The 18,535-nt window shown below is 63.2% G+C and carries 20 protein-coding genes and 1 tRNA gene; 11 read left to right on the forward strand and 10 right to left on the reverse strand.

Translation table 11 applies throughout. From position 1 onward, the window contains the following. Nucleotides 1-153: 153 nt before the first annotated feature. Nucleotides 154-699, forward strand: a complete 546-nt coding sequence (locus tag BEK68_RS08005; RefSeq protein WP_004636022.1) for a LuxR C-terminal-related transcriptional regulator — start codon at nt 154-156, stop codon at nt 697-699. A gap of 13 nt (nt 700-712) precedes the next feature. On the opposite strand, the gene BEK68_RS08010 is transcribed toward BEK68_RS08005, so the two are convergent. Next, nucleotides 713-1,498, reverse strand: coding sequence for an SDR family oxidoreductase (locus BEK68_RS08010; protein ID WP_004636023.1), 786 nt, complete (start codon nt 1,496-1,498; stop codon nt 713-715). A 210-nt stretch (nt 1,499-1,708) separates the two neighbouring features. Here BEK68_RS08010 and BEK68_RS08015 point away from each other — a divergent pair, with 210 nt between their 5' ends. Beyond that, entirely contained in the window at nt 1,709-3,394 is a 1,686-nt protein-coding gene (locus BEK68_RS08015; protein ID WP_004636026.1) for an electron transfer flavoprotein-ubiquinone oxidoreductase, read from the forward strand. Between the two features lie 68 nt (nt 3,395-3,462). Here BEK68_RS08015 and aroC read toward each other — a convergent pair whose 3' ends face one another. The 4 genes from aroC to BEK68_RS08035 all read right to left on the reverse strand — a co-directional run bounded on the left by aroC (nt 3,463) and on the right by BEK68_RS08035 (nt 7,603). Continuing rightward, nucleotides 3,463-4,563 carry a chorismate synthase gene (gene aroC / locus BEK68_RS08020; RefSeq protein WP_004634170.1) on the reverse strand — a complete coding sequence of 367 codons (1,101 nt, stop codon included), beginning with the start codon at nt 4,561-4,563 and terminating at the stop codon, nt 3,463-3,465. Between the two features lie 85 nt (nt 4,564-4,648). Further along, nucleotides 4,649-5,062: an FKBP-type peptidyl-prolyl cis-trans isomerase gene (locus tag BEK68_RS08025; RefSeq protein WP_004634173.1), complete on the reverse strand. Its 414-nt coding sequence runs from the start codon at nt 5,060-5,062 to the stop codon at nt 4,649-4,651. 95 nt (nt 5,063-5,157) lie between these two features. Then, nucleotides 5,158-7,065, reverse strand: a complete 1,908-nt coding sequence (locus BEK68_RS08030; protein ID WP_012435927.1) for an MFS transporter — start codon at nt 7,063-7,065, stop codon at nt 5,158-5,160. Between the two features lie 82 nt (nt 7,066-7,147). After that, nucleotides 7,148-7,603 carry a CBS domain-containing protein gene (locus BEK68_RS08035; protein ID WP_004634176.1) on the reverse strand — a complete coding sequence of 152 codons (456 nt, stop codon included), beginning with the start codon at nt 7,601-7,603 and terminating at the stop codon, nt 7,148-7,150. Between the two features lie 239 nt (nt 7,604-7,842). On the opposite strand from BEK68_RS08035, the gene BEK68_RS08040 reads away from it, so the two are divergent. From BEK68_RS08040 to BEK68_RS08050, 3 genes are read left to right on the forward strand one after another with little or no spacing between them, the layout of a single operon-like run. Further along, a complete protein-coding gene (locus BEK68_RS08040; RefSeq protein WP_024541702.1) occupies nt 7,843-9,177 on the forward strand; it encodes an O-acetylhomoserine aminocarboxypropyltransferase in 1,335 nt (444 codons plus the stop codon). Beyond that, nucleotides 9,177-10,001, forward strand: a complete 825-nt coding sequence (locus BEK68_RS08045) for an alpha/beta fold hydrolase (protein ID WP_012435929.1) — start codon at nt 9,177-9,179, stop codon at nt 9,999-10,001. The genes BEK68_RS08040 and BEK68_RS08045 overlap by 1 nt, the downstream gene beginning before the upstream one ends. A gap of 21 nt (nt 10,002-10,022) precedes the next feature. After that, nucleotides 10,023-10,340, forward strand: a complete 318-nt coding sequence (locus BEK68_RS08050; RefSeq protein ID WP_012435930.1) for an Mpo1-like protein — start codon at nt 10,023-10,025, stop codon at nt 10,338-10,340. Nucleotides 10,341-10,344: 4 nt separating this feature from the next. Here BEK68_RS08050 and BEK68_RS08055 read toward each other — a convergent pair whose 3' ends face one another. Continuing rightward, nucleotides 10,345-11,676, reverse strand: coding sequence for a YihY family inner membrane protein (locus BEK68_RS08055; RefSeq protein ID WP_012435931.1), 1,332 nt, complete (start codon nt 11,674-11,676; stop codon nt 10,345-10,347). A 68-nt stretch (nt 11,677-11,744) separates the two neighbouring features. Here BEK68_RS08055 and wrbA point away from each other — a divergent pair, with 68 nt between their 5' ends. Genes wrbA through BEK68_RS08070 form a run of 3 tightly spaced genes read left to right on the forward strand, consistent with a single transcriptional unit; the run spans nt 11,745 to nt 14,146 of the window. Next, nucleotides 11,745-12,338: an NAD(P)H:quinone oxidoreductase gene (gene wrbA / locus BEK68_RS08060; protein WP_012435932.1), complete on the forward strand. Its 594-nt coding sequence runs from the start codon at nt 11,745-11,747 to the stop codon at nt 12,336-12,338. Further along, on the forward strand, nt 12,335-12,727 hold the full coding sequence (locus BEK68_RS08065) for a DUF2069 domain-containing protein (protein WP_012435933.1): 393 nt from the start codon (nt 12,335-12,337) through the stop codon (nt 12,725-12,727). Before wrbA ends, BEK68_RS08065 begins: the two co-directional genes overlap by 4 nt. Before the next feature lie 6 nt (nt 12,728-12,733). Further along, the gene (locus BEK68_RS08070; protein ID WP_012435934.1) at nt 12,734-14,146 is read left to right on the forward strand and encodes an FAD-binding oxidoreductase; all 1,413 of its coding nucleotides are present in this window, start codon (nt 12,734-12,736) and stop codon (nt 14,144-14,146) included. 17 nt (nt 14,147-14,163) lie between these two features. Here BEK68_RS08070 and BEK68_RS08075 read toward each other — a convergent pair whose 3' ends face one another. Beyond that, nucleotides 14,164-14,367: a hypothetical protein gene (locus tag BEK68_RS08075; RefSeq protein ID WP_004634192.1), complete on the reverse strand. Its 204-nt coding sequence runs from the start codon at nt 14,365-14,367 to the stop codon at nt 14,164-14,166. Between the two features lie 370 nt (nt 14,368-14,737). Here BEK68_RS08075 and BEK68_RS24780 point away from each other — a divergent pair, with 370 nt between their 5' ends. Both BEK68_RS24780 and BEK68_RS08080 read left to right on the forward strand, forming a co-directional pair. Next, nucleotides 14,738-14,935, forward strand: coding sequence for a hypothetical protein (locus BEK68_RS24780; protein WP_012435935.1), 198 nt, complete (start codon nt 14,738-14,740; stop codon nt 14,933-14,935). A 96-nt stretch (nt 14,936-15,031) separates the two neighbouring features. Beyond that, nucleotides 15,032-15,108: transfer RNA gene (locus BEK68_RS08080), tRNA-Arg, on the forward strand. Between the two features lie 170 nt (nt 15,109-15,278). On the opposite strand, the gene BEK68_RS08085 is transcribed toward BEK68_RS08080, so the two are convergent. Both BEK68_RS08085 and BEK68_RS08090 read right to left on the reverse strand, forming a co-directional pair. Then, on the reverse strand, nt 15,279-15,782 hold the full coding sequence (locus BEK68_RS08085; protein ID WP_012435936.1) for an OmpA/MotB family protein: 504 nt from the start codon (nt 15,780-15,782) through the stop codon (nt 15,279-15,281). A gap of 8 nt (nt 15,783-15,790) precedes the next feature. Continuing rightward, nucleotides 15,791-16,261 (reverse strand): Lrp/AsnC family transcriptional regulator, encoded by a 471-nt coding sequence (locus BEK68_RS08090; protein WP_012435937.1) that lies wholly within the window; start codon nt 16,259-16,261, stop codon nt 15,791-15,793. A gap of 145 nt (nt 16,262-16,406) precedes the next feature. Between BEK68_RS08090 and BEK68_RS08095 the strand changes: the two genes are divergently transcribed. After that, the gene (locus BEK68_RS08095; protein WP_012435938.1) at nt 16,407-17,885 is read left to right on the forward strand and encodes an aminotransferase class V-fold PLP-dependent enzyme; all 1,479 of its coding nucleotides are present in this window, start codon (nt 16,407-16,409) and stop codon (nt 17,883-17,885) included. Nucleotides 17,886-17,912: 27 nt separating this feature from the next. On the opposite strand, the gene BEK68_RS08100 is transcribed toward BEK68_RS08095, so the two are convergent. Further along, entirely contained in the window at nt 17,913-18,434 is a 522-nt protein-coding gene (locus tag BEK68_RS08100; protein ID WP_004634206.1) for an Lrp/AsnC family transcriptional regulator, read from the reverse strand. Nucleotides 18,435-18,535: the final 101 nt, after the last annotated feature.

Genomic DNA, 18,535 nt, shown 5'->3' on the forward strand with positions numbered 1-18,535 from the left:
GCGTGCTCCTTCCTTGGTGGTCCAACGAATCCGGCTCGGTTTTGACCGCACGCACACTTGGGGTTTGTGCGGTGCAGCGCCGGAAAATAGTAACGATACAATCTGGCGAGAATACGCAAGCGTCGCGCGACGCAGCAATACGTACGAATACATATGCCCGCCCTCGACTATCAGACTGCGTTCCAGCTTGCCCCTGTCGGCATGGTGATGTCCCGCGAGCGGGTGATGCTCGACGTCAATGACGAAGCCGCTCGCATCTTCGGCCACGCGCGTACCACCATGATCGGCCAATCGTTTGAACTGCTGTATCCAACGCACGACGAATACGAGCGCACCGGCGCGCGCATCATCCCCGTCATGAATGCGCGCGGCAGCTATTCTGACGAACGCATCATGAAGCGCGCCAACGGTGAACTGTTCTGGTGCCACGTCACAGGCCGCGCGCTGGACCGTGCCAAACCGCTGGGCGAAGGCATCTGGACGTTCGAGGATCTGTCAGCGCATCGCCCCGTTACAGCAGCGCTCACGCCGCGCGAACGCGACATCGCCGCGCAGCTTGTTGAAGGCAAGACCAGCAAGCAGATCGGCAAGCAGTTGGAGATCAGCCCGCGCACGGTTGAAATCTATCGCGCGCGGCTGATGAAGAAGTACGCCGCCAACACCTCGCTCGAACTTGTGCAGCGGCTGATGGGGCATTGAGGCCGCCGAAGCGTTACACCATGCCGTCGTCGGCGTTGATGACGGCACCGTTGATGAAGTCGGACTGATCCGACGCCAACAGCAGAATCAGCCCATCGAGGTCTTCCGGCTTGCCGACGCGCTTGCGCGGCAGCATCTGCACCAGCTTCTGGCCAGGTTCGGTTTCCCAATGGTGATGATTGATTTCGGTGTCGATATAGCCCGGGCAGATCGCGTTGGTATTGATGCCGTAACGGCCCCACTCCAGCGCCATGGCCTTGGTCATGTGCACCACAGCTGCCTTGCTCATGCAATACACGCCAATCTGCGACAGCACCTTCAGCCCCGCCACAGATGCAATGTTGACGATGCGCGATTGCGGCAGCGGCGAGCCGTTCTTCTCCGCGCCCTTGGCCCGCGCAATCATGCGCTTGGCCGTTTCCTGCGCCACAAAGAAGGCGCCACGCGTGTTGGTATCAAATACGAAATCGAAGTCATCGGGCGTGACGTCCACCATGCGCTGCGTGGTCGAAACGCCAGAGTTGTTGACCAGGATGTCGATCGTGCCGGCTTCGGTTTCAGCGTGGGCGATGGCCGATCGGATGCTGTCCGGATCCGTCACGTCCAGACGTACGACGTGGGCGCTGCCGCCCTTCGATTCGATGTCGGCGCGCAGTTCTTTCAGCCGTTCGACACGGCGCGAGGCCAGCACGACTTTCGCGCCGGCGGCCGCCAGCGTGTGCGCGAAACGCGCGCCCAGGCCGCTCGACGCGCCCGTGATCAGCGCGACCTTGCCTTCCAGATTGATCGACAAACCCATGATGCGTGATCCCCGTAGATTGGTTTGGCATGCGCCGGGCTGCTCGGAAGCAACATCGGCATGTGATTTGAGCGCAGCTTAGCAAAAAATCGAACGATCGTTCAGAAAATTCCCTTGCCGCATCCGGGCGTGTCCCGGACAATGCGGAAAATTCTAATGCAGCAATCCGTCATACCAATAAGCAAACGCCCTACAAGCGAAGAGACACTTATGAACCAGCAGCAGCTCCTCGAACAATACGGCCCGCGAGAGTCCATGGAGTATGACGTCGTTATCGTCGGCGGCGGCCCCGCCGGCCTGGCGACTGCGATTCGCGTCAAGCAACTGGCTGCCGAGACGGGCAAGGACGTGTCCGTCGTCGTGCTGGAAAAGGGTTCCGAGCCGGGTGCACACATTCTTTCGGGCGCTGTGATGGACCCGCGCGCCATCAACGAACTCCTCCCGAACTGGAAGGCCGACGGCGCCCCGCTCAACCAGGCGGTCACCGGCGACGATGTGCTCTTCCTGAGCGAAACCGGCTCCAAGCGTACGCCCGACTGGCTCGTGCCGCGCAACTTCCATAACCACGGCTGCTACGTGATCTCGCTGTCGAACGTGGTCAAGTGGATGGCCACGCAGGCCGAAGCGCTGGGCGTCGAGATTTTCCCGGGCTTTGCGGCAGCCGAAGTGCTGTATGACGACAATGGTGCCGTGCGCGGCGTTGCCACCGGCAACATGGGCATCGGCAAGGACGGTGAGCCGACCGAGAACTTCCAGCTCGGCATGGAGCTGCTCGGCAAGTACACCATCTTCGCGGAAGGCGCGCGCGGGCATCTCGGCCGCCAGTTGCTGGAGAAGTTCAAGCTCAACGCCGGCAAGGACCCGCAGACCTTCGCCATCGGTATCAAGGAACTCTGGGAAATCGATCCGGCCAAGGCCAAGCCCGGCCTCGTGGTGCACACCGCGGGCTGGCCGATGGAAGATGACACCTTCGGCGGCGGCTTCCTGTATCACCTGGAAGACAACAAGATCACGCTCGGCTTCGTGATTGGGCTGGACTACAAGAACCCTTGGATGAGCCCGTTCGAAGAGATGCAGCGCTGGAAGGCCCACCCCGCCATCCGCGCGCACATCGAAGGCGGGAAGCGCATCGGCTACGGTGCACGCGCCATCAACAACGGCACGCCGCAGGCGCTGCCGAAAACGGTGTTCCCAGGCGGCGCCCTGGTCGGTTGCGATGCAGGCTACCTGAACGCGGCGCGTATCAAGGGCAGCCACGCGGCCATTAAGAGCGGCATGATGTGCGGTGAAGCCGTGTTCGAAGCCGTGACCGCTGGCCGCTGCGCAGACGAGTTGTCGGCCTACCCCGCCGCCTTCGAACAGAGCTGGCTGAAGGAAGAACTGGACCAGTCGCGCAACTTCAAGCTGTGGTTCAAGAAGAGCCCGACACTGGGCAAGATCATGACCGGCATCGAACAGTGGCTGCTGCCCAAGATTGGCGTCAGCAACCCACCTTGGACGCTGCACGGCACGAAGTCGGACAACCAGTCGCTCAAGCCGGCATCGGAATGCCCGAAGATCGAGTATCCGAAGCCGGACGGCAAGGTCACGTTCGATCGCCTGTCGTCGGTGTTCATCTCGAACACGAACCACGAAGAGAACCAGCCGGCTCACCTGACGCTGAAGGATCCGACCGTTCCGACGCGCATCAACCTGACGCAGTTTGCCGGCCCCGAGCAGCGCTACTGCCCGGCTGGCGTGTATGAGTTCGTCAAGAACGATGAGGGCACTGAGCGCCTGCAGATCAACGCGCAGAACTGCGTGCACTGCAAGACCTGCGACATCAAGGACCCGACGCAGAACATTGTGTGGGTCACCCCGGAAGGCGGTGGCGGGCCGAACTACGTCGGCATGTAAGCACCGGGCGGTCGCCCAACAAAAAAGACGGCTTGAAGCCGTCTTTTTTGTTGTCTGCGCAAATCGATTCAGGAAGCTTTTGCCGGAATGGCCGGCGTCTCCACGGACACATCGCCACATTGCGCACGATGACGCAGCGCGTGGTCGATCAGCACCAGCGCCAGCAGCGCCTCGGCGATCGGCGTGGCACGAATGCCCACGCATGGATCATGGCGGCCGAACGTTTCCACCACCGCCGGGTCACCCGCCTTGTCGATCGAACGGCGCGGCGTGCGGATGCTCGACGTCGGCTTGATCGCCAGCGACACAGAGATATCCTGCCCCGTCGAAATCCCACCCAGGATACCGCCGGCGTTGTTGCCGACGAAGCCCTCCGGCGTCAGCTCATCACCATGCTCGGAACCGCGCTGGCTGACCGCGTGGAAGCCTGCACCGATCTCAACGCCCTTGACTGCGTTCAGACCCATCATGGCGTGGGCAATGTCTGCATCCAGGCGATCGAACAGCGGCTCGCCCCAACCGACGGGCACGCCCGTGGCCACCACTTCAATGCGCGCGCCGACGGAATCGCCATCTTTGCGCAGTGCATCCATGTAGGTTTCCAGCTCGGGAACGATCTCGGCATTGGGCGCGAAGAACGGGTTGTTCGGCACCTCGTTCCAGTCCATGAACGGAATGTGGATATCGCCCAGTTGCGACATGAAGCCGTGGATTTCGATGCCGAACTTCTCACGCAGCCACTTCTTGGCGACAGCACCTGCGGCCACCGTCGGCGCCGTCAATCGTGCGGAAGAACGGCCACCACCACGCGGGTCACGGATGCCGTATTTGTGCCAGTACGTGTAATCGGCATGGCCGGGACGGAATGTCTCGGCGATGTTGCTGTAGTCCTTGCTGCGCTGATCTGTGTTGCGGATCAGCAGACAAATCGGGGTGCCCGTGGTCTTGCCTTCGTACACGCCGGAGAGGATCTCAACAAGGTCTTCCTCCTTGCGCTGCGTCACGTGCCGCGAGGTGCCGGGCTTGCGGCGATCCAGATCGGGCTGGATGTCTTCTGCCGATAGCGTCATGCCGGGTGGGCAGCCGTCGATGACAGCGCCGATGGCCGGGCCATGCGACTCGCCGAAAGTGGTGACGGAAAACAGCAGGCCCAAGGTATTGCCAGACATGATCGTGCTCAGGAAGGCGCCGCGACGGCCGCGGCGCGAAACATCAGGAAAACGCTATTGTAAGGCCGATCCACCGGCCTCCAGATCAGCCACCGATACCCAGCAGCTCGACGTCAAAGTTCAGCGTGGAGTTGGGCGGAATCGTGCCCGGCACGCCGCGCTCGCCGTAAGCAGTGGCTGCCGGGCACGTCAGCTTGGCTTTGCCGCCCACCTGGATCTTCTGCACGCCTTCGGTCCAGCACGGAATCACGCGATTCAGCGGGAAGGAGATCGGCTGGCCGCGCTTGTAGGAGCTGTCGAACTCGGTACCGTTGGTGAGCGTGCCGCGGTAGTGCACCTTGACCGTGTCGCTGGCCTTGGGCGACGGGCCGGTGCCTTTGGTCAGCGTCTGGACGATCACACCGGAAGGCAGCGTCTCGGATGCGGGCGATGCGGCTTGCGCGCTAACGGCAGCCAGGGCAAGCAACGAAGCACACAGCAGCGGGGAAACGTGTTTCATGGCAGGTAACGGGAAAGTTGGAGGTCAGAAAAAACGCATGAAGGCCGATTGCAGGCCGACCGGCAGTGTATCGAAGTCCGCAGGGGCGCCAGGCGCTAGAGCCGCTCGCCGCGCAACGCCAGCACGGCGGCCTGCATCGCTTCCAGCGACACGGCCTGCGCCGGCACCGGCGTGCCGATGCACAGTTCCAGCTTGTTGAGGAAGCCGCGACGGAACGGGCGCGACATCGCCGCCCCGCCCTTGCGCGAGAAAAAGCTGCCCCAGAGGCCGCGCAGCGCCATCGGTACCACCGGCACGGGTGTGCGTTCGATGATGCGGCGCATGCCTTCCTTGAACGGGTTCATCTCGCCCGTGCCGGTGATCTTGCCTTCGGGGAAGATGCAGACGACCTCGCCCTCCGCCAGCGCGGCGGCAATGGTGTCGTAGGCGCGGCTGAGCATCTCCGGGTCTTCGTGCATCGGCGCAATCGGAATCGCCTTGACCGTGCTGAAGAACCACGACAGCACCGGCACCTTGAAGATGCGGTGATCCATCACAAAACGCACGGGGCGGCGCACGAACGCGCCCACCACCACGGCATCGACGAAGCTCACGTGGTTGCAGACCAGCAGGCAGGGGCCTTCATCGGGAATCTGCTCCGAGCCCTCCACCTTCACGCGGTAAACGGTATGGATCAGCAGCCACATCACGAAGCGGATCAGGAATTCCGGCACCAGCGTGTAGATGTAGATCGCCACCACGGCATTGAGGATGCCGGTGACCAGAAATAACTGCGGGATCGTGAACCCGGCACGCGTGAGCACCATCGCCAGCACGGCAGAAGCGATCATGAACAGCGCGTTGAGGATGTTGTTGGCGGCAATGATGCGCGCACGATGCGTCGGTTCGCAGCGGCTCTGGATCAGCGCGTACAAGGGCACGCTGTAGAAGCCGCCGAACATCGCCAGCAGGAACAGATCGGCCAGCACGCGCCAATGGCGATGGTTCTGCAGGAACCCGGAAATGCCCGTCAGCACGTCGTGCGCGACCAATGCCTCGGCATGCGAAGCAAAGTACAGGTCCACCGCGAAGACCGTCATGCCGATCGAGCCAAACGGCACCAGGCCGATCTCCACCGTGCGGCCCGAGAGCTTTTCGCACAGCACCGAGCCCAACCCGATGCCCACCGAAAACACGGCCAGCAGTAGCGTCACGACATTCTGGTCGCCGCCGAGCACATTGCGCGCGTAGGCAAAGAACGACGTCAGGAACGTCGCGCCCACGAACCAGAGCCACGAGATGCCCAGCAGGCTGAGAAACACCGCGCGCTGGTTGCTCGCCAGCTTCAGGTTGCGCCAGGTCTCGGAGATCGGGTTCCAATTGATGCGCAGGTCCGGCTGCGACGCCGGCGAGACGGGCACACCGCGCGCGGTCAGCCACCCGGCCACGGCAATGACAATGCACGCAATACCGGTAAACAGCGGGCCGACCAGCTCGCCGTTGCGGGTGTAATTGGCCAGTTCGCCGCCGCCAATGGTGCCGATCAGGATGGCGACAAAGGTGCCCATTTCCACCAGCCCGTTGCCGCCCACCAATTCAGCCGATTGCAGATGCTGGGGCAGATAGGCGTACTTCACGGGCCCAAACAGCGTCGAGTGCACGCCCATCAAGAACGTGCAGAGGTACAGCAGTTCAACGTGGCGCAGCGCGAAACCTGCACAGCCGATCACCATGATGGCGATTTCCAATGTCTTCACCAGACGGATCAGGCGCGCCTTGTCCATGCGGTCGGCAATCTGCCCGCTGGTGGCAGACAGCAGCACAAACGGCGCGATGAAGATCGCTGAAATCAGGAACGCTGCGGACGCCGGGTCCGCATTGCCGAACAGCGCAGCGTGGTACGTGACCAACGAGGAAAACGCCACCTTGAAAACGTTATCGTTCATCGCGCCCAGGAACTGGGTCCAGAAGAACGGTGCAAAGCGAAGCTGCTTCAGCAGGGAAAACTGGCTCGATTGGCTCATCGGCAGGCGGTTCTGGGTTCAACAAAAAACCCGCTCGCAACGGCGGGCGGGTTTCAGGGATGCGGTGAGGAGATCGCGCAGGTCAGTCTTCGTTGGCCTTTTCTTCGGGCCAGTCGCGAATGTACGCCTTGAGCATCTTGTTCTCAAAACTTTGGTCTTCGAGCACGGCTTTGGCGACGTCGTAGAACGAAATCACGCCCATCAACGTGCGGCTGTCGAGCACCGGCAGGTAGCGCACATGGTGCTCCAGCATGATACGGCGTACTTCGTTGACCTCGGTTTCGGGGGTGCAGGTGACGGGATGATCGTCCATCACCTTGCGGATGGTCGTGCCCTCGCCCACGGAACCGTGATTCTTGGCAACAACCTTGATGATTTCTCGAAAGGTCAGCATGCCGACCAGTTCGCCGTACTCCATGACCACGAGCGAGCCGATGTCTTTCTCCGCCATCGTCTGCACGGCCACCTGGAGCTTGGTTTCAGGTGCCACGGTGTAGAGCGTGTTGCCCTTCACGTGGAGGATATCGCTGACTTTCATATTGCGTCTCCCAGAGTTCGGGGTGCCGGTCTGCCGGGGAGCGACCGCGCGCGGGTTGTGGTTATGGTTATGTTTCGATCCTAGCCCAAACCGGATCGCTTCGACAAGCATGCAGCGCAGAAAAAACCTGTCAAAAACCGCGCCCGCTCGGCGTTTGCCCGGAATGCGCTGCAACAGGGAGCAGTGCTAGCATGCCGCGTTCAAACCTGTTCCCGCGCCCTTTCCGGGTGCCTGAATCCATGTCCAAAGCCCGCTTCGACACGCTGGCCCTGCATGCCGGCGCCGCGCCCGACCCGGCCACCGGCGCACGCGCCACGCCGATTCACCTGAGCACGTCCTTTGTGTTCCGCGACAGCGAACATGCGGCGTCATTGTTCAATATGGAACGCGCGGGCCACGTCTACTCGCGCATCTCCAACCCGACCGTTGCCGTGTTCGAAGAGCGCATGGCCGCGCTGGAAAACGGCGTAGGCGCCATCGCCACGGCTTCGGGGCAGGCGGCGCTGCATCTGGCCATCGTCACGCTGATGGGTGCCGGCTCGCATATCGTCGCGTCCTCGGCGCTGTATGGCGGCTCGCACAACTTGCTGCACTACACGCTGCGCCGCTTCGGTATCGAGACAACCTTCGTCAAACCCGGCGACATCGATGGCTGGCGCGCTGCCATCCGCCCGAACACGCGGCTGCTGTTTGGCGAGACGCTCGGCAACCCGGGGCTGGATGTGCTCGACATCCCGACCATTGCATCGATTGCGCATGACGCGGGCGTGCCCCTGCTGGTCGACTCGACCTTCACCACGCCTTGGCTGCTGCAGGCGTTCGCGCATGGCGCAGATCTCGTCTATCACTCGGCCACCAAGTTCCTGGGCGGGCATGGCACGACCATCGGCGGCGTGCTTGTCGACGGGGGCACATTCGACTACGTGGCCGCCGGTAAGCACCCCGAACTGACCGAGCCGTACGCGGGCTTTCACGACATGGTGTTTGCCGAGGAGAGCACCGTCGCGCCCTTCCTGCTGCGAGCGCGCCGCGAGGGCCTGCGCGACTTCGGCGCCTGCATGAACCCGATGGCCGCATGGCAACTGCTGCAAGGCATCGAGACACTGCCGCTGCGCATGGCGCGACATGTGGACAACGCCCGCCGCATCGTCGCCTTCCTGGCGAGCCACCCAATGGTGGCGTCGGTCGCCTACCCGGAGCTGGAATCGCACCCCGATCACGCACTGGCCAAGCGCCTGCTGCCGCGTGGCAGCGGCGCGGTGTTCAGCTTCGATCTGCGCGGTGATCGGCGTGCCGGCCAGCAGTTCATCGAATCGCTCGGACTGTTCTCGCACCTTGCCAACGTGGGCGATGCGCGCTCGCTGGTCATCCACCCCGCGTCGACAACGCACTTCCGCATGGACGCCGACGCGCTGGCCGCAGCCGGCATCAGCGAAGGCACGATCCGCCTCTCCATCGGCCTTGAAGACGCCGACGACCTGATCGACGATCTCAAGCGCGGCCTGAAAGCTGCCGAGCGCGCGATGTCGGCCGTGCCGGGCAAAGCCGCCGTCAAAGCAACGGGAGCCCGGTGATGGAATGGACCGTACAAAGCGAGCGCGCCTACGCCTACACCGGCGGCAAACCGTTCAACGCCGAACTGCCCTGCGTCGTCTTCGTGCATGGCGCGCAGAACGACCATTCGGTCTGGGGCCTGCAGACGCGATGGTTCGCGCATCACGGCTTCAGCGTGCTGGCGGTCGATCTGCCGGGCCACGGTCGCAGCGCCGGCGCCCCTCTGCAGACCGTGGAAGCCATGGCCGACTGGGTGATGGCGCTCGTGCACGCAGCCGGCGTCACCCAGCCAGTGGTTGTGGTCGGCCACAGCATGGGCTCGCTGATTGCGCTGGAGTGCGCGTCACGGTACGCCAGTCGCGTGCGCCGCATCGCGCTGGTAGCGACGGCCTGGCCGATGAAGGTGTCGGATGCGCTGCTTGACGCCGCGCTCAACAACACGCCGGCCGCCATTGATATGGTGAATACCTGGTCGCATTCCAGCCTGGCGAACAAGCCGTCAGCGCCGGGGCCGGGCTTCTGGATGCATGGCGGCAGCCAGCGGCTGATGGAACGGATAGCGCGCGGCACGGACGCGCCCGTCTTCCACACAGATTTTGCTGCCTGCAATGCCTATGCGCGCGGCGCCGAAGCCATGGCCGCCGCGAAGTGCCCGTCACTCGTGATTGTGGGAGAAAAAGATCAGATGACGCCAGCAAAAGCCGGCCGTCAGGTTGCGGCAGGACTGGCCGGCAGCCGCGTTGTGGGGCTGCCTGGCGGGCACGCGATCATGGGAGAATGCCCCGACGGCACACTCGACGCGCTGATCGCCTTTGCACGCGAACGAGACACGGTCGCCGCATAAGTCGCCTCCTGGAGACGCATCATGGGCACCACCGACACCCGCAGCTTCGGCAGCTTCGCCGAGTTCTATCCGTACTACCTGAGTGAGCACCGGGATCGCACCTGCCGGCGCCTGCACTTTGTCGGCTCGACGGTGGCGCTGGTGTGTTTGATCCTCCTGGTGTTCACGGGCAACCTGTGGTGGTTGCTGGGGGCGGCCGTGAGCGGTTACGCGTTCGCGTGGGTCGGACATTTCGGGTTCGAGAAGAACCGGCCCGCCACCTTCCGCCACCCCTTCTACAGCTTGCTGGGTGACTGGGTGATGTATCGCGACATCTGGACGGGCAAGATCCCGTTCTGAAACGTCAGGCGCTCGCGTTGGCAGCGGCGGGCACTGCTGAAGCCGGCGCCGGTGCCATAGCAGCCTGCGCAGCCGCCGCCACCCCGCGTTCGCCAGTCGTGAAAATGCTCTCGAGCGTGGCGTCGAGCGCGGGATTCTGCAGTTGGCTGACCAGCGCGCGCGTGTCACCCAGATGGCGCGCCAAGGCAGTGCGCGGCAAGCGCGGCAGATTCAACACCAGCCTTTCATAGAGCGGCCGCAGCGTGGTCGTGTGCACATCGCACAGCAGCGCCCAGTGGGTCTCACCGCGATCCTGCTGCAGCTTGCCGATCAGGTGCAGTGCCTTCAGCTTGGTCAGCAGGTCAACCAGGTAATCGGCTTCCAACTGCAGGCGCCGGCCAATATCGCGCTCGGCGACCGTACGCGGCGCCTGTTCTCGCGCGCGATACAGCAGCAACAGAACACCCAGCGCATCAAAGAACTCGCTGCCCGGAAATGTGCGCCGCTGCCAGTAGCCCTGCCGGATGATCGGCAGCGTCGAGGCGATGGTCGCACCGAGCAGCGTCACCAGCCAGCTCACATAGATCCACGTCAGGAAGATCGGCAGCGTGGCAAACGCGCCGTAGACGGCCGTGTAGGTGGGGATATGCGCGACGTAAGCGCCAAAGACGCGCTTGGCGATTTCAAATGCCCCGGCGGCAATCAGGCCGGCAATGAACGCATCGCGCCGTTCCACGTTGGTATTCGGCACGAATACGTAGAGCATCGCAAATGCAATCGCCGACAGCAGGATCGGGACCAGGCTGACGATCACGCCCAGACCAAACGGCAGCTTGTGCACATAGCCCGCCGAAATCGACACGAGGTACGAACTGACCGACAGGCTCGCGCCAATCAGCACCGGCGCAAATGTCATCAGCGCCCAGAACACCAGGACGCGATGCGCCAGCGGCCGACGATGACGCACGCGCCAGATCGCGTTCAATGCGTTCTCGACGGTGAGCAATGTCATTACCGACGTCACGACCAGGCCGATCAGGCCCGCTGCCGTCAGCCCCTTGGCGTTGGTGGAAAACTGATTCAGATACGTCAGGATCGGCCGACTGATGCTGCCCGGCACGAGGTTGCTGAACATGTAGCCTTCGATGTCCGCCCGGAAGCTCTTGAACATCGGGAATGCCGTGAACAGCGCAAACGCCACCGTCAAAATCGGAACCAACGACAGCACCGTCGTGAATGTCAGGCTACCAGCCACTTGCGGCAGGTGGTCTTCACCGGCGCGGCGCAAGGCGTAACGCGCCAGCGCACGCAGCTTGGCGGCATTCCATTTGCGAAGCGCACGGGTGTCAAAAAGCATGAAAAATGAGGCGGGAGGCGGGGTTGGGGGGCGCAACTATAATACCGCGACGCTCTCCACGCTTTGTTATGAAAGATATCCTGGTCCTGTACTACAGCCGTCACGGCAGCACGCGCGCATTGGCCGAAGCCATTGCGCAAGGCATTGAAAGCGTCGACGGCGCCCAGGCGCGGGTGCGCACGGTGCCGGCCGTCTCCACTGTCTGCGAAGCCACGCAGCCCGACGTGCCCGACGGCGGCCCGCCCTACGTGGAAGTACGCGATCTTGAAGAATGCGTGGGCCTGGCGCTGGGCTCGCCCACACGCTTTGGCAACATGGCTGCGCCGCTCAAGTACTTCCTGGATGGCACCACGCCGCAATGGCTAGCGGGCGCACTGGCCGGCAAGCCGGCATGTGTGTTCACCTCCACGGGGAGCATGCACGGCGGGCAGGAAACCACCCTGCTCTCGATGATGCTGCCGCTGCTGCACCACGGTATGGTCGTCCTTGGCCTGCCGTATCAGCACAGCGAACTGCTTTCGACTGAAGCCGGCGGCACGCCATACGGGCCGTCTCACGTTGCGCATCGCGGCGATACTGCACCGCTGACCGCCCACGAACGCACGCTCGCCACAGCCATGGGCCGGCGGCTGGCGCAGACCGCTCTCAAGCTCGCCGCATGACCTCCCCCAACAACGTCGTCACCGAATCCCGGGCACTGGCTCTGCTCGGTGCAGCCAGCCTCATCGCGTTGATCCTCCTGTGTGCGGCGTGGGAGTTGTGGCTCGCGCCCGTGCGCCCGGGCGGCTCCTGGCTGGCGCTCAAGGCGCTGCTGCTGGCATGGCCGCTGCCCGGCGTGCTGCGCAAGAACCGCTACACGATGCAATGGGCGTCCATGTTCATCCTGCTGTTCTTTACCGAAGGCATCGTGCGGGCGACATCGGACGTCGGGCTTTCGCGCTCGCTCGCATGGGGCGAGGTGGTGCTCAGCGTGGTGTTCTTCACCGCAACCATCCTCTACCTGCGACCATTCAAGCGCGCGGCCAAAGCACGCGCCGGCCACAGATCCTGATCCGCCATGATTCACAATGCCTTTCTTCAAGCCTGCGTTGAAGCTATCGGTGCAACGCACGTCCTGACTGCACCTGAAGACCAGGCGCCTTATCTCACGGACTGGCGCAAGCGCTTTTCGGGGCGCGCACGCGCAGTGTTGCGCCCGGGGAGCGCAGACGAGGTGGCGGCGCTCGTGCGCCTATGCGGCGAACACGGCGTGCCCATCGTCCCGCAAGGCGGCAACACCGGCTTGTGCGGCGGCGCCACGCCCGACATGAAAGGCGACGCGGTGGTGATCTCGTTGCAGCGCATGCAGCGCGTGCGCGCCGTCGACCCGATCAACAACACCATCACCGTGGATGCCGGCTGCATCTTGGCCAACGTGCAGCAGGCCGCCGCAGATGCCGACCGCCTCTTCCCGCTGAGTCTGGCTGCAGAAGGCAGTTGCACAATCGGCGGCAATCTTGCGACCAATGCTGGCGGCACCGCGGTCCTGCGCTACGGCAACGCGCGCGAATTGTGCCTCGGCATCGAAGCGGTGCTGCCCAACGGCGAACTGTGGAACGGCCTGCGCGGCCTTCGCAAGGACAACACCGGCTACGACCTGCGTGACCTGCTGATCGGCGCGGAAGGCACGCTCGGCATCATCACTGGGGCGATGCTGAAGCTGTTTCCGCAACCGCGCGCCAAGGTGACTGCGCTGGCGGCCCTGCAATCGCCGCGTCAGGCGCTGGCGTTTCTATCGCTGGCGCAAGGCCATGCAGGAACGCTGCTGACGGGCTTCGAGCTGATGTCGGCGTTTTGCCTGGACCTCGTGCGCAAGCATTACCCGCAGTTGCGCGTGCCGTTCACGCAGGCGTATCCGCAATACGTGCTGCTGGAATTGTCCGATCTGGAAAGCGAAGACCACGCGCGCGCGCTGTTCGAATCGCTCATGGAAGACGCGCTCGCTCGCGGCGTGATCGACAATGCGGCGGTGGCGGAATCAGTGGCCCAGTCGCGCGACTTCTGGAACCTGCGCGAGCACATTCCGCTGGCGCAGGCCGATGAAGGCAAGAACATCAAGCACGATATTGGCGTGCCCATTTCGCGCATTGCCGACTTCATTGACGTGACCGACCGCGCGCTGGCCGCGGCCTACCCCAACATCCGCATGGTGACGTTCGGCCATCTTGGCGATGGCAATCTGCACTACAACGTGTCGCCGCCGGAAGGCCATGCGCACGATGCTTTCCTGGCCAACCAGGACGGCATCAACCGCATCGTGCACGACAGCGTGCATGCGCACGGCGGCTCCATCTCAGCCGAACACGGCATCGGCCAGCTCAAGCGCGAAGACAACGCGCGCTACAAGAGCCCCGTTGAACTGGCCGCCATGCGCGCGATCAAGCAGGCGCTGGACCCGCGCGGCCTGATGAATCCGGGGAAGGTGTTGTAAGGCGATCCGGCCTTGCTTCAGCCGAACAGCTTCAGCGTGTAGTTCGCCACTGCGAAGAGGACTGTCGCGGCCAGCAGCCACAACAGCATGCGCGGTACTCCGCTGGGCGGCAGACGATGATCGCTCGGGCTGGAACGATCGCCGATGCGCCCACTCTGGGCGCTACGGATGTAAGTGGTGCGTGACGACCCTGCCGGGCGTCGTGCATGACGCGTGCTCATTGTTTCCTCCCTGCCCCATGGCTAGCGCCTCACCTGGCCCCCCTGCAGCCATGGCGAAACACAGCAGCCTCATGGATCGCTCCATGGCTGCCCAAACAAGACTCCCTGATTTCCCGTCTGGTCGGAACCGAAAAGGCTTCGTCACGCCCGTTTGGCGTGCGTAGGCACGATGTTCCGCGTCATTGCGCGGAATTTCGAATGGAACGTTATTGTTGTGTGGCACTACCCGACGCCACGAAATGTATCAAAAATCCCCCCAATTGGGGGGTACGTATTTTAGGTATGTGGCCTTTTGGATGAGGCGCAGGAACGACGCTTGCGGGCTCGATTAGGGCAAACCCCGAATTCGACCCATGTATGGAGGCAGCCCATGCCCGCTTTGCCCGATCTGACCAAGCGCGCCCACATCACGCCGCCGCAGCCGCCCGAGCAGCCCCCGCCCCCGCCGCCCGAAATGCCGCCGCCCGATGAACCAGTGCATGACCCGGTGCACGACCCCGAACCCCAAACGCCCCCAATCGAACTACCACCCGGCGAGCTACCACCGGAAATCCCGCCCCAGCACTAGCGCTGCGCAACATCCCATCTGTTAGAATCGCGGCCTCCCAGGCACCCGGAGGCCGCGCGTTTTTGGTATGCCTGGGCAGCCTGCACATCTGCATATCTGCCCATAGCTCAGTTGGATAGAGCATCGGCCTTCTAAGCCGACGGTCGGGGGTTCGAATCCCTCTGGGCAGGCCAAAGATCCTTATGGATCAAGCACTTACGTTAAGCGTCACCGCGACGGTTGAACGAGTGAGCACGGGAAAGTCTGCTCAGATTTTATCCTTGGCACGTATCCCACAATCTCGACTGACCCTCAACGCCACTTTCCCCCCACCACTCGCCACACAGATTAGCCTCGTGCCCCCCTATTGCTGAGGGCTTGTTGGCTGCGAAGTTGGCACGCTTTCAAGAATGATCTCCACGCGTCGGTTCAACGCCCTGCCCGCGGCGGTGCGGTTGTCTCCAACGGGATCTTTCACGCCACGACCAATGATGGACAAGCGATCCGAAGCGATCCCGCGCTCTTGAAGATGTCGCGCGACCGCCGTGGCGCGTGCGGTTGACAGCGCGAGGTTCGACTCCATGCGATCGCGCGGGCCGGGGGCATCGTCGGTGTGCCCGAGGACGGTCACCTTGCCACGCGTGTCGGCAAGCACGGTGGCGAGCCGGTCGAGTTGGCGCGCGAGCATCAGCATAAGGTCTGCTCGGCCGGAGGCGAAACCTTCGTCGCTATTGAAGGAGATATAGATTCGATCGTCTTTTGTGCTGATGCCGACCGGGGCCGCCCCGGCTTCGGGAGCCAGCGCGCGCGCAATGCGTTCCGACAACGACTCACGCTGCTTGGCTAATTGCGCGGACAGTGCCTCCACCCAAGCCCTCAATCCCCCTGCCCCCCATCCCGCACCGGCAGCGCAGTCGAATACTTGATCTGCTCCATCGAAAACGATGAGCTCACATCCGACAGCGGAACGGACTTGATGAGGTGTTTGTACACGCGGTCGTAATCTTCAATGCCCGCCACCGCCACACGCAGCAGATAGTCCATCTCGCCGCTCATCCGGTAGACCTCCACCACCTCGGGCATATCGCGCACCACCTGCGTGAAACGCTGCGCCCATTTCTCGGTGTGTTGATCGGTGCGCACGGCCACGAATACCGTGGTGCCGACGCCCAGCTTGCGTGCGTCGCACAGCGCCACCTGGGCGCGGATGACGCCCGTGTCCTTGAGTCGCTGCACCCGCTTCCAGCACGGTGTTTGGGAGAGGTTCACGCGCTGCGCAAGCTCTGCGATGGGCAGCGTCGCATCGGCCTGCAACAGCCTCAGTAGTTCGCGGTCAATGGCGTCCATTTCGGTGTAAAAATTATCTTCTATAGATTCTTAATTTTAGGGAATATTTTCTGCCACATCGAGCAACTCACAGGAAACTTTGAATTATTTTTCTGGGCTGTCCGCCGTATCATTTTCCCTGCCTCCACCGCAGCACAGAAACGAAATGAGCGACAGCAACACCCTCCACTACCTCGACTACGCAGCCACCACGCCGGCCGACCCACGCGTGATTGCGGCCATGACCGCCTGCCTTGGCATGGAAGGCGCCTTCGGCAACCCTGCGTCGAGTTCACATGCGACCGGCCGCGTCGCGCGGAACAAGGTCGAGCAAGCGCGCGAGCAAGTCGCCGCGCTCATTGGCGCTGATGCCGACGAGATCATCTGGACGTCGGGCGCCACCGAATCCAACAACCTCGCGCTGAAGGGCTATGCAGACGCCGCCACAGGCAAGCGCCACCTCATCACCAGCCGCATCGAACACAAGGCCATTCTCGACACGATGGCGAACCTGTCGGCGCGCGGCCGTTCGGTGACGTATCTCACGCCAACACGCGACGGCGAAATTACGCCTGAAGCCGTGGCCGTTGCGATGACGCCCGACACCGGTCTCGTATCGCTGATGCTGGTGAACAACGAGCTGGGCACGCTGACCGACGTTGGCGCGATCGCGCAGATCGTGCATGCCGCCGGCGCGCTGTTCCACGTCGACGCCGCACAGGCACTCGGCAAGACGCCGATCGATGTGCGAGCGCTCGGCATCGACATGCTCTCGATGTCCGCCCACAAGGTGTATGGCCCCAAGGGGATCGGCGCACTGTATGTCCGCCGCGACATTGCCTCGCGCATTGCACCGCAAATCCACGGCGGCGGCCACGAGCGCGGCCTGCGCTCGGGCACGCTGGCGACGCATCAGATCGTCGGTATGGGCGTGGCGTGTGAATTGGCCGCTGAAGAGCTGGAGCACGAGACCGCCCGCATTGCTGCGCTGAGCCAGCGGCTGAAGGCAGCGGTGCTGGCCCTCGGCGACGTGGTGCAGAACGCCGATGTGGCACGCCGCATTCCCCACACCCTCAGCCTCACGGTCAACGCGCCCGGCTTCTTGCCGATGATGCTCGGCGACGACCTTGCCGTGTCGTCCACATCGGCGTGCAACTCCGCTGCGGGCACGCCCTCGCACGTGCTGACGGCCATCGGCCTGGATGCCGATGCCGCAGGCCGCACCGTGCGGATCAGCCTGGGCCGCTTTGCGACCGAGCACGACGTCGATTTTGCCGCTGTCTGTTTCCAGCGCGCGATCGAGCAATGCCGCGCCACGGCATCGAGCGGGTTGACCGCTTCGCGACAGATCATGCCGGCGGATCTCAAGGCCATCCGCAATGCAGGTTTCCGCTCGGTGATCTGCAACCGCCCAGATGGCGAGAGCAGCGACCAGCCCTCCTTTGAAGTCATTGCCGCTGCCGCCCGCGAACTCGGCCTGGAAGCGCGCTACCTGCCTGTCGAGCCAAACGGCATTGGCGATGCAGACGTCGCGGCATTCGGCGTATTGGTCGATACGCTGCCCAAGCCCATCCTCGCGTATTGCAGGAGCGGCAACCGGGCCGGCATGCTCTGGAACCGCCTGATGGACCAGCGCAAGGGCTGAACCTCCGCCCCGCCCGGCCAAGCGACGCTACGCCACTGGCAGCTCCGTCGTCGACAGCACCTGCTTGAGCACCATGAACGTCCGGATCTGCCGCACGCCCGGCAGATACAGCAGCTGTTCGGCGTGGAGCCGGTTGTAGCCTTCGTTGTCTTTCGTGCGCACGAGCATGAAGTAATCGAATTCGCCCGTCACGACGTGGCATTCCAGGCAACCGGGCACCTTCTGCACCGCTTTCTCAAATGCCGTGAACGATTCCGGCGTCGAGCGATCCAGCACGACGCCGATCATCACCAGCGACCCCAGATCCAGCGCACGAGGATCGAGCAGCGCAACAATCCCCTTGATCAGCCCCAGCTCCTTGAGCCGTTCCACGCGGCGCAGGCAGGCCGGCGGGCTGAGGTTTACCTTGGCCGCGAGGGCCACGTTGGAGATAGACGCATCGCGCTGGAGCGCCCTGAGAATCGCGCGATCAGTGCGATCCAAGGCGTGGCGCGCAGAAGCCGCCGACGCGTCAGGGCGCTCCTGCAATTTTGTTTCGCTCTTTTTCATTTTTAAGAAATAAAGAGATTATTAATCCGATCTACGATCAGCTAAGTTCTGGATAGTAGACGATCTTTGCAACCTCATTTCGTAGCGCTCTGCGTACCATT

The sequence above is a fragment of the Ralstonia pickettii genome, assembly GCF_001699815.1.
GTDB classification, from domain to species: domain Bacteria; phylum Pseudomonadota; class Gammaproteobacteria; order Burkholderiales; family Burkholderiaceae; genus Ralstonia; species Ralstonia thomasii.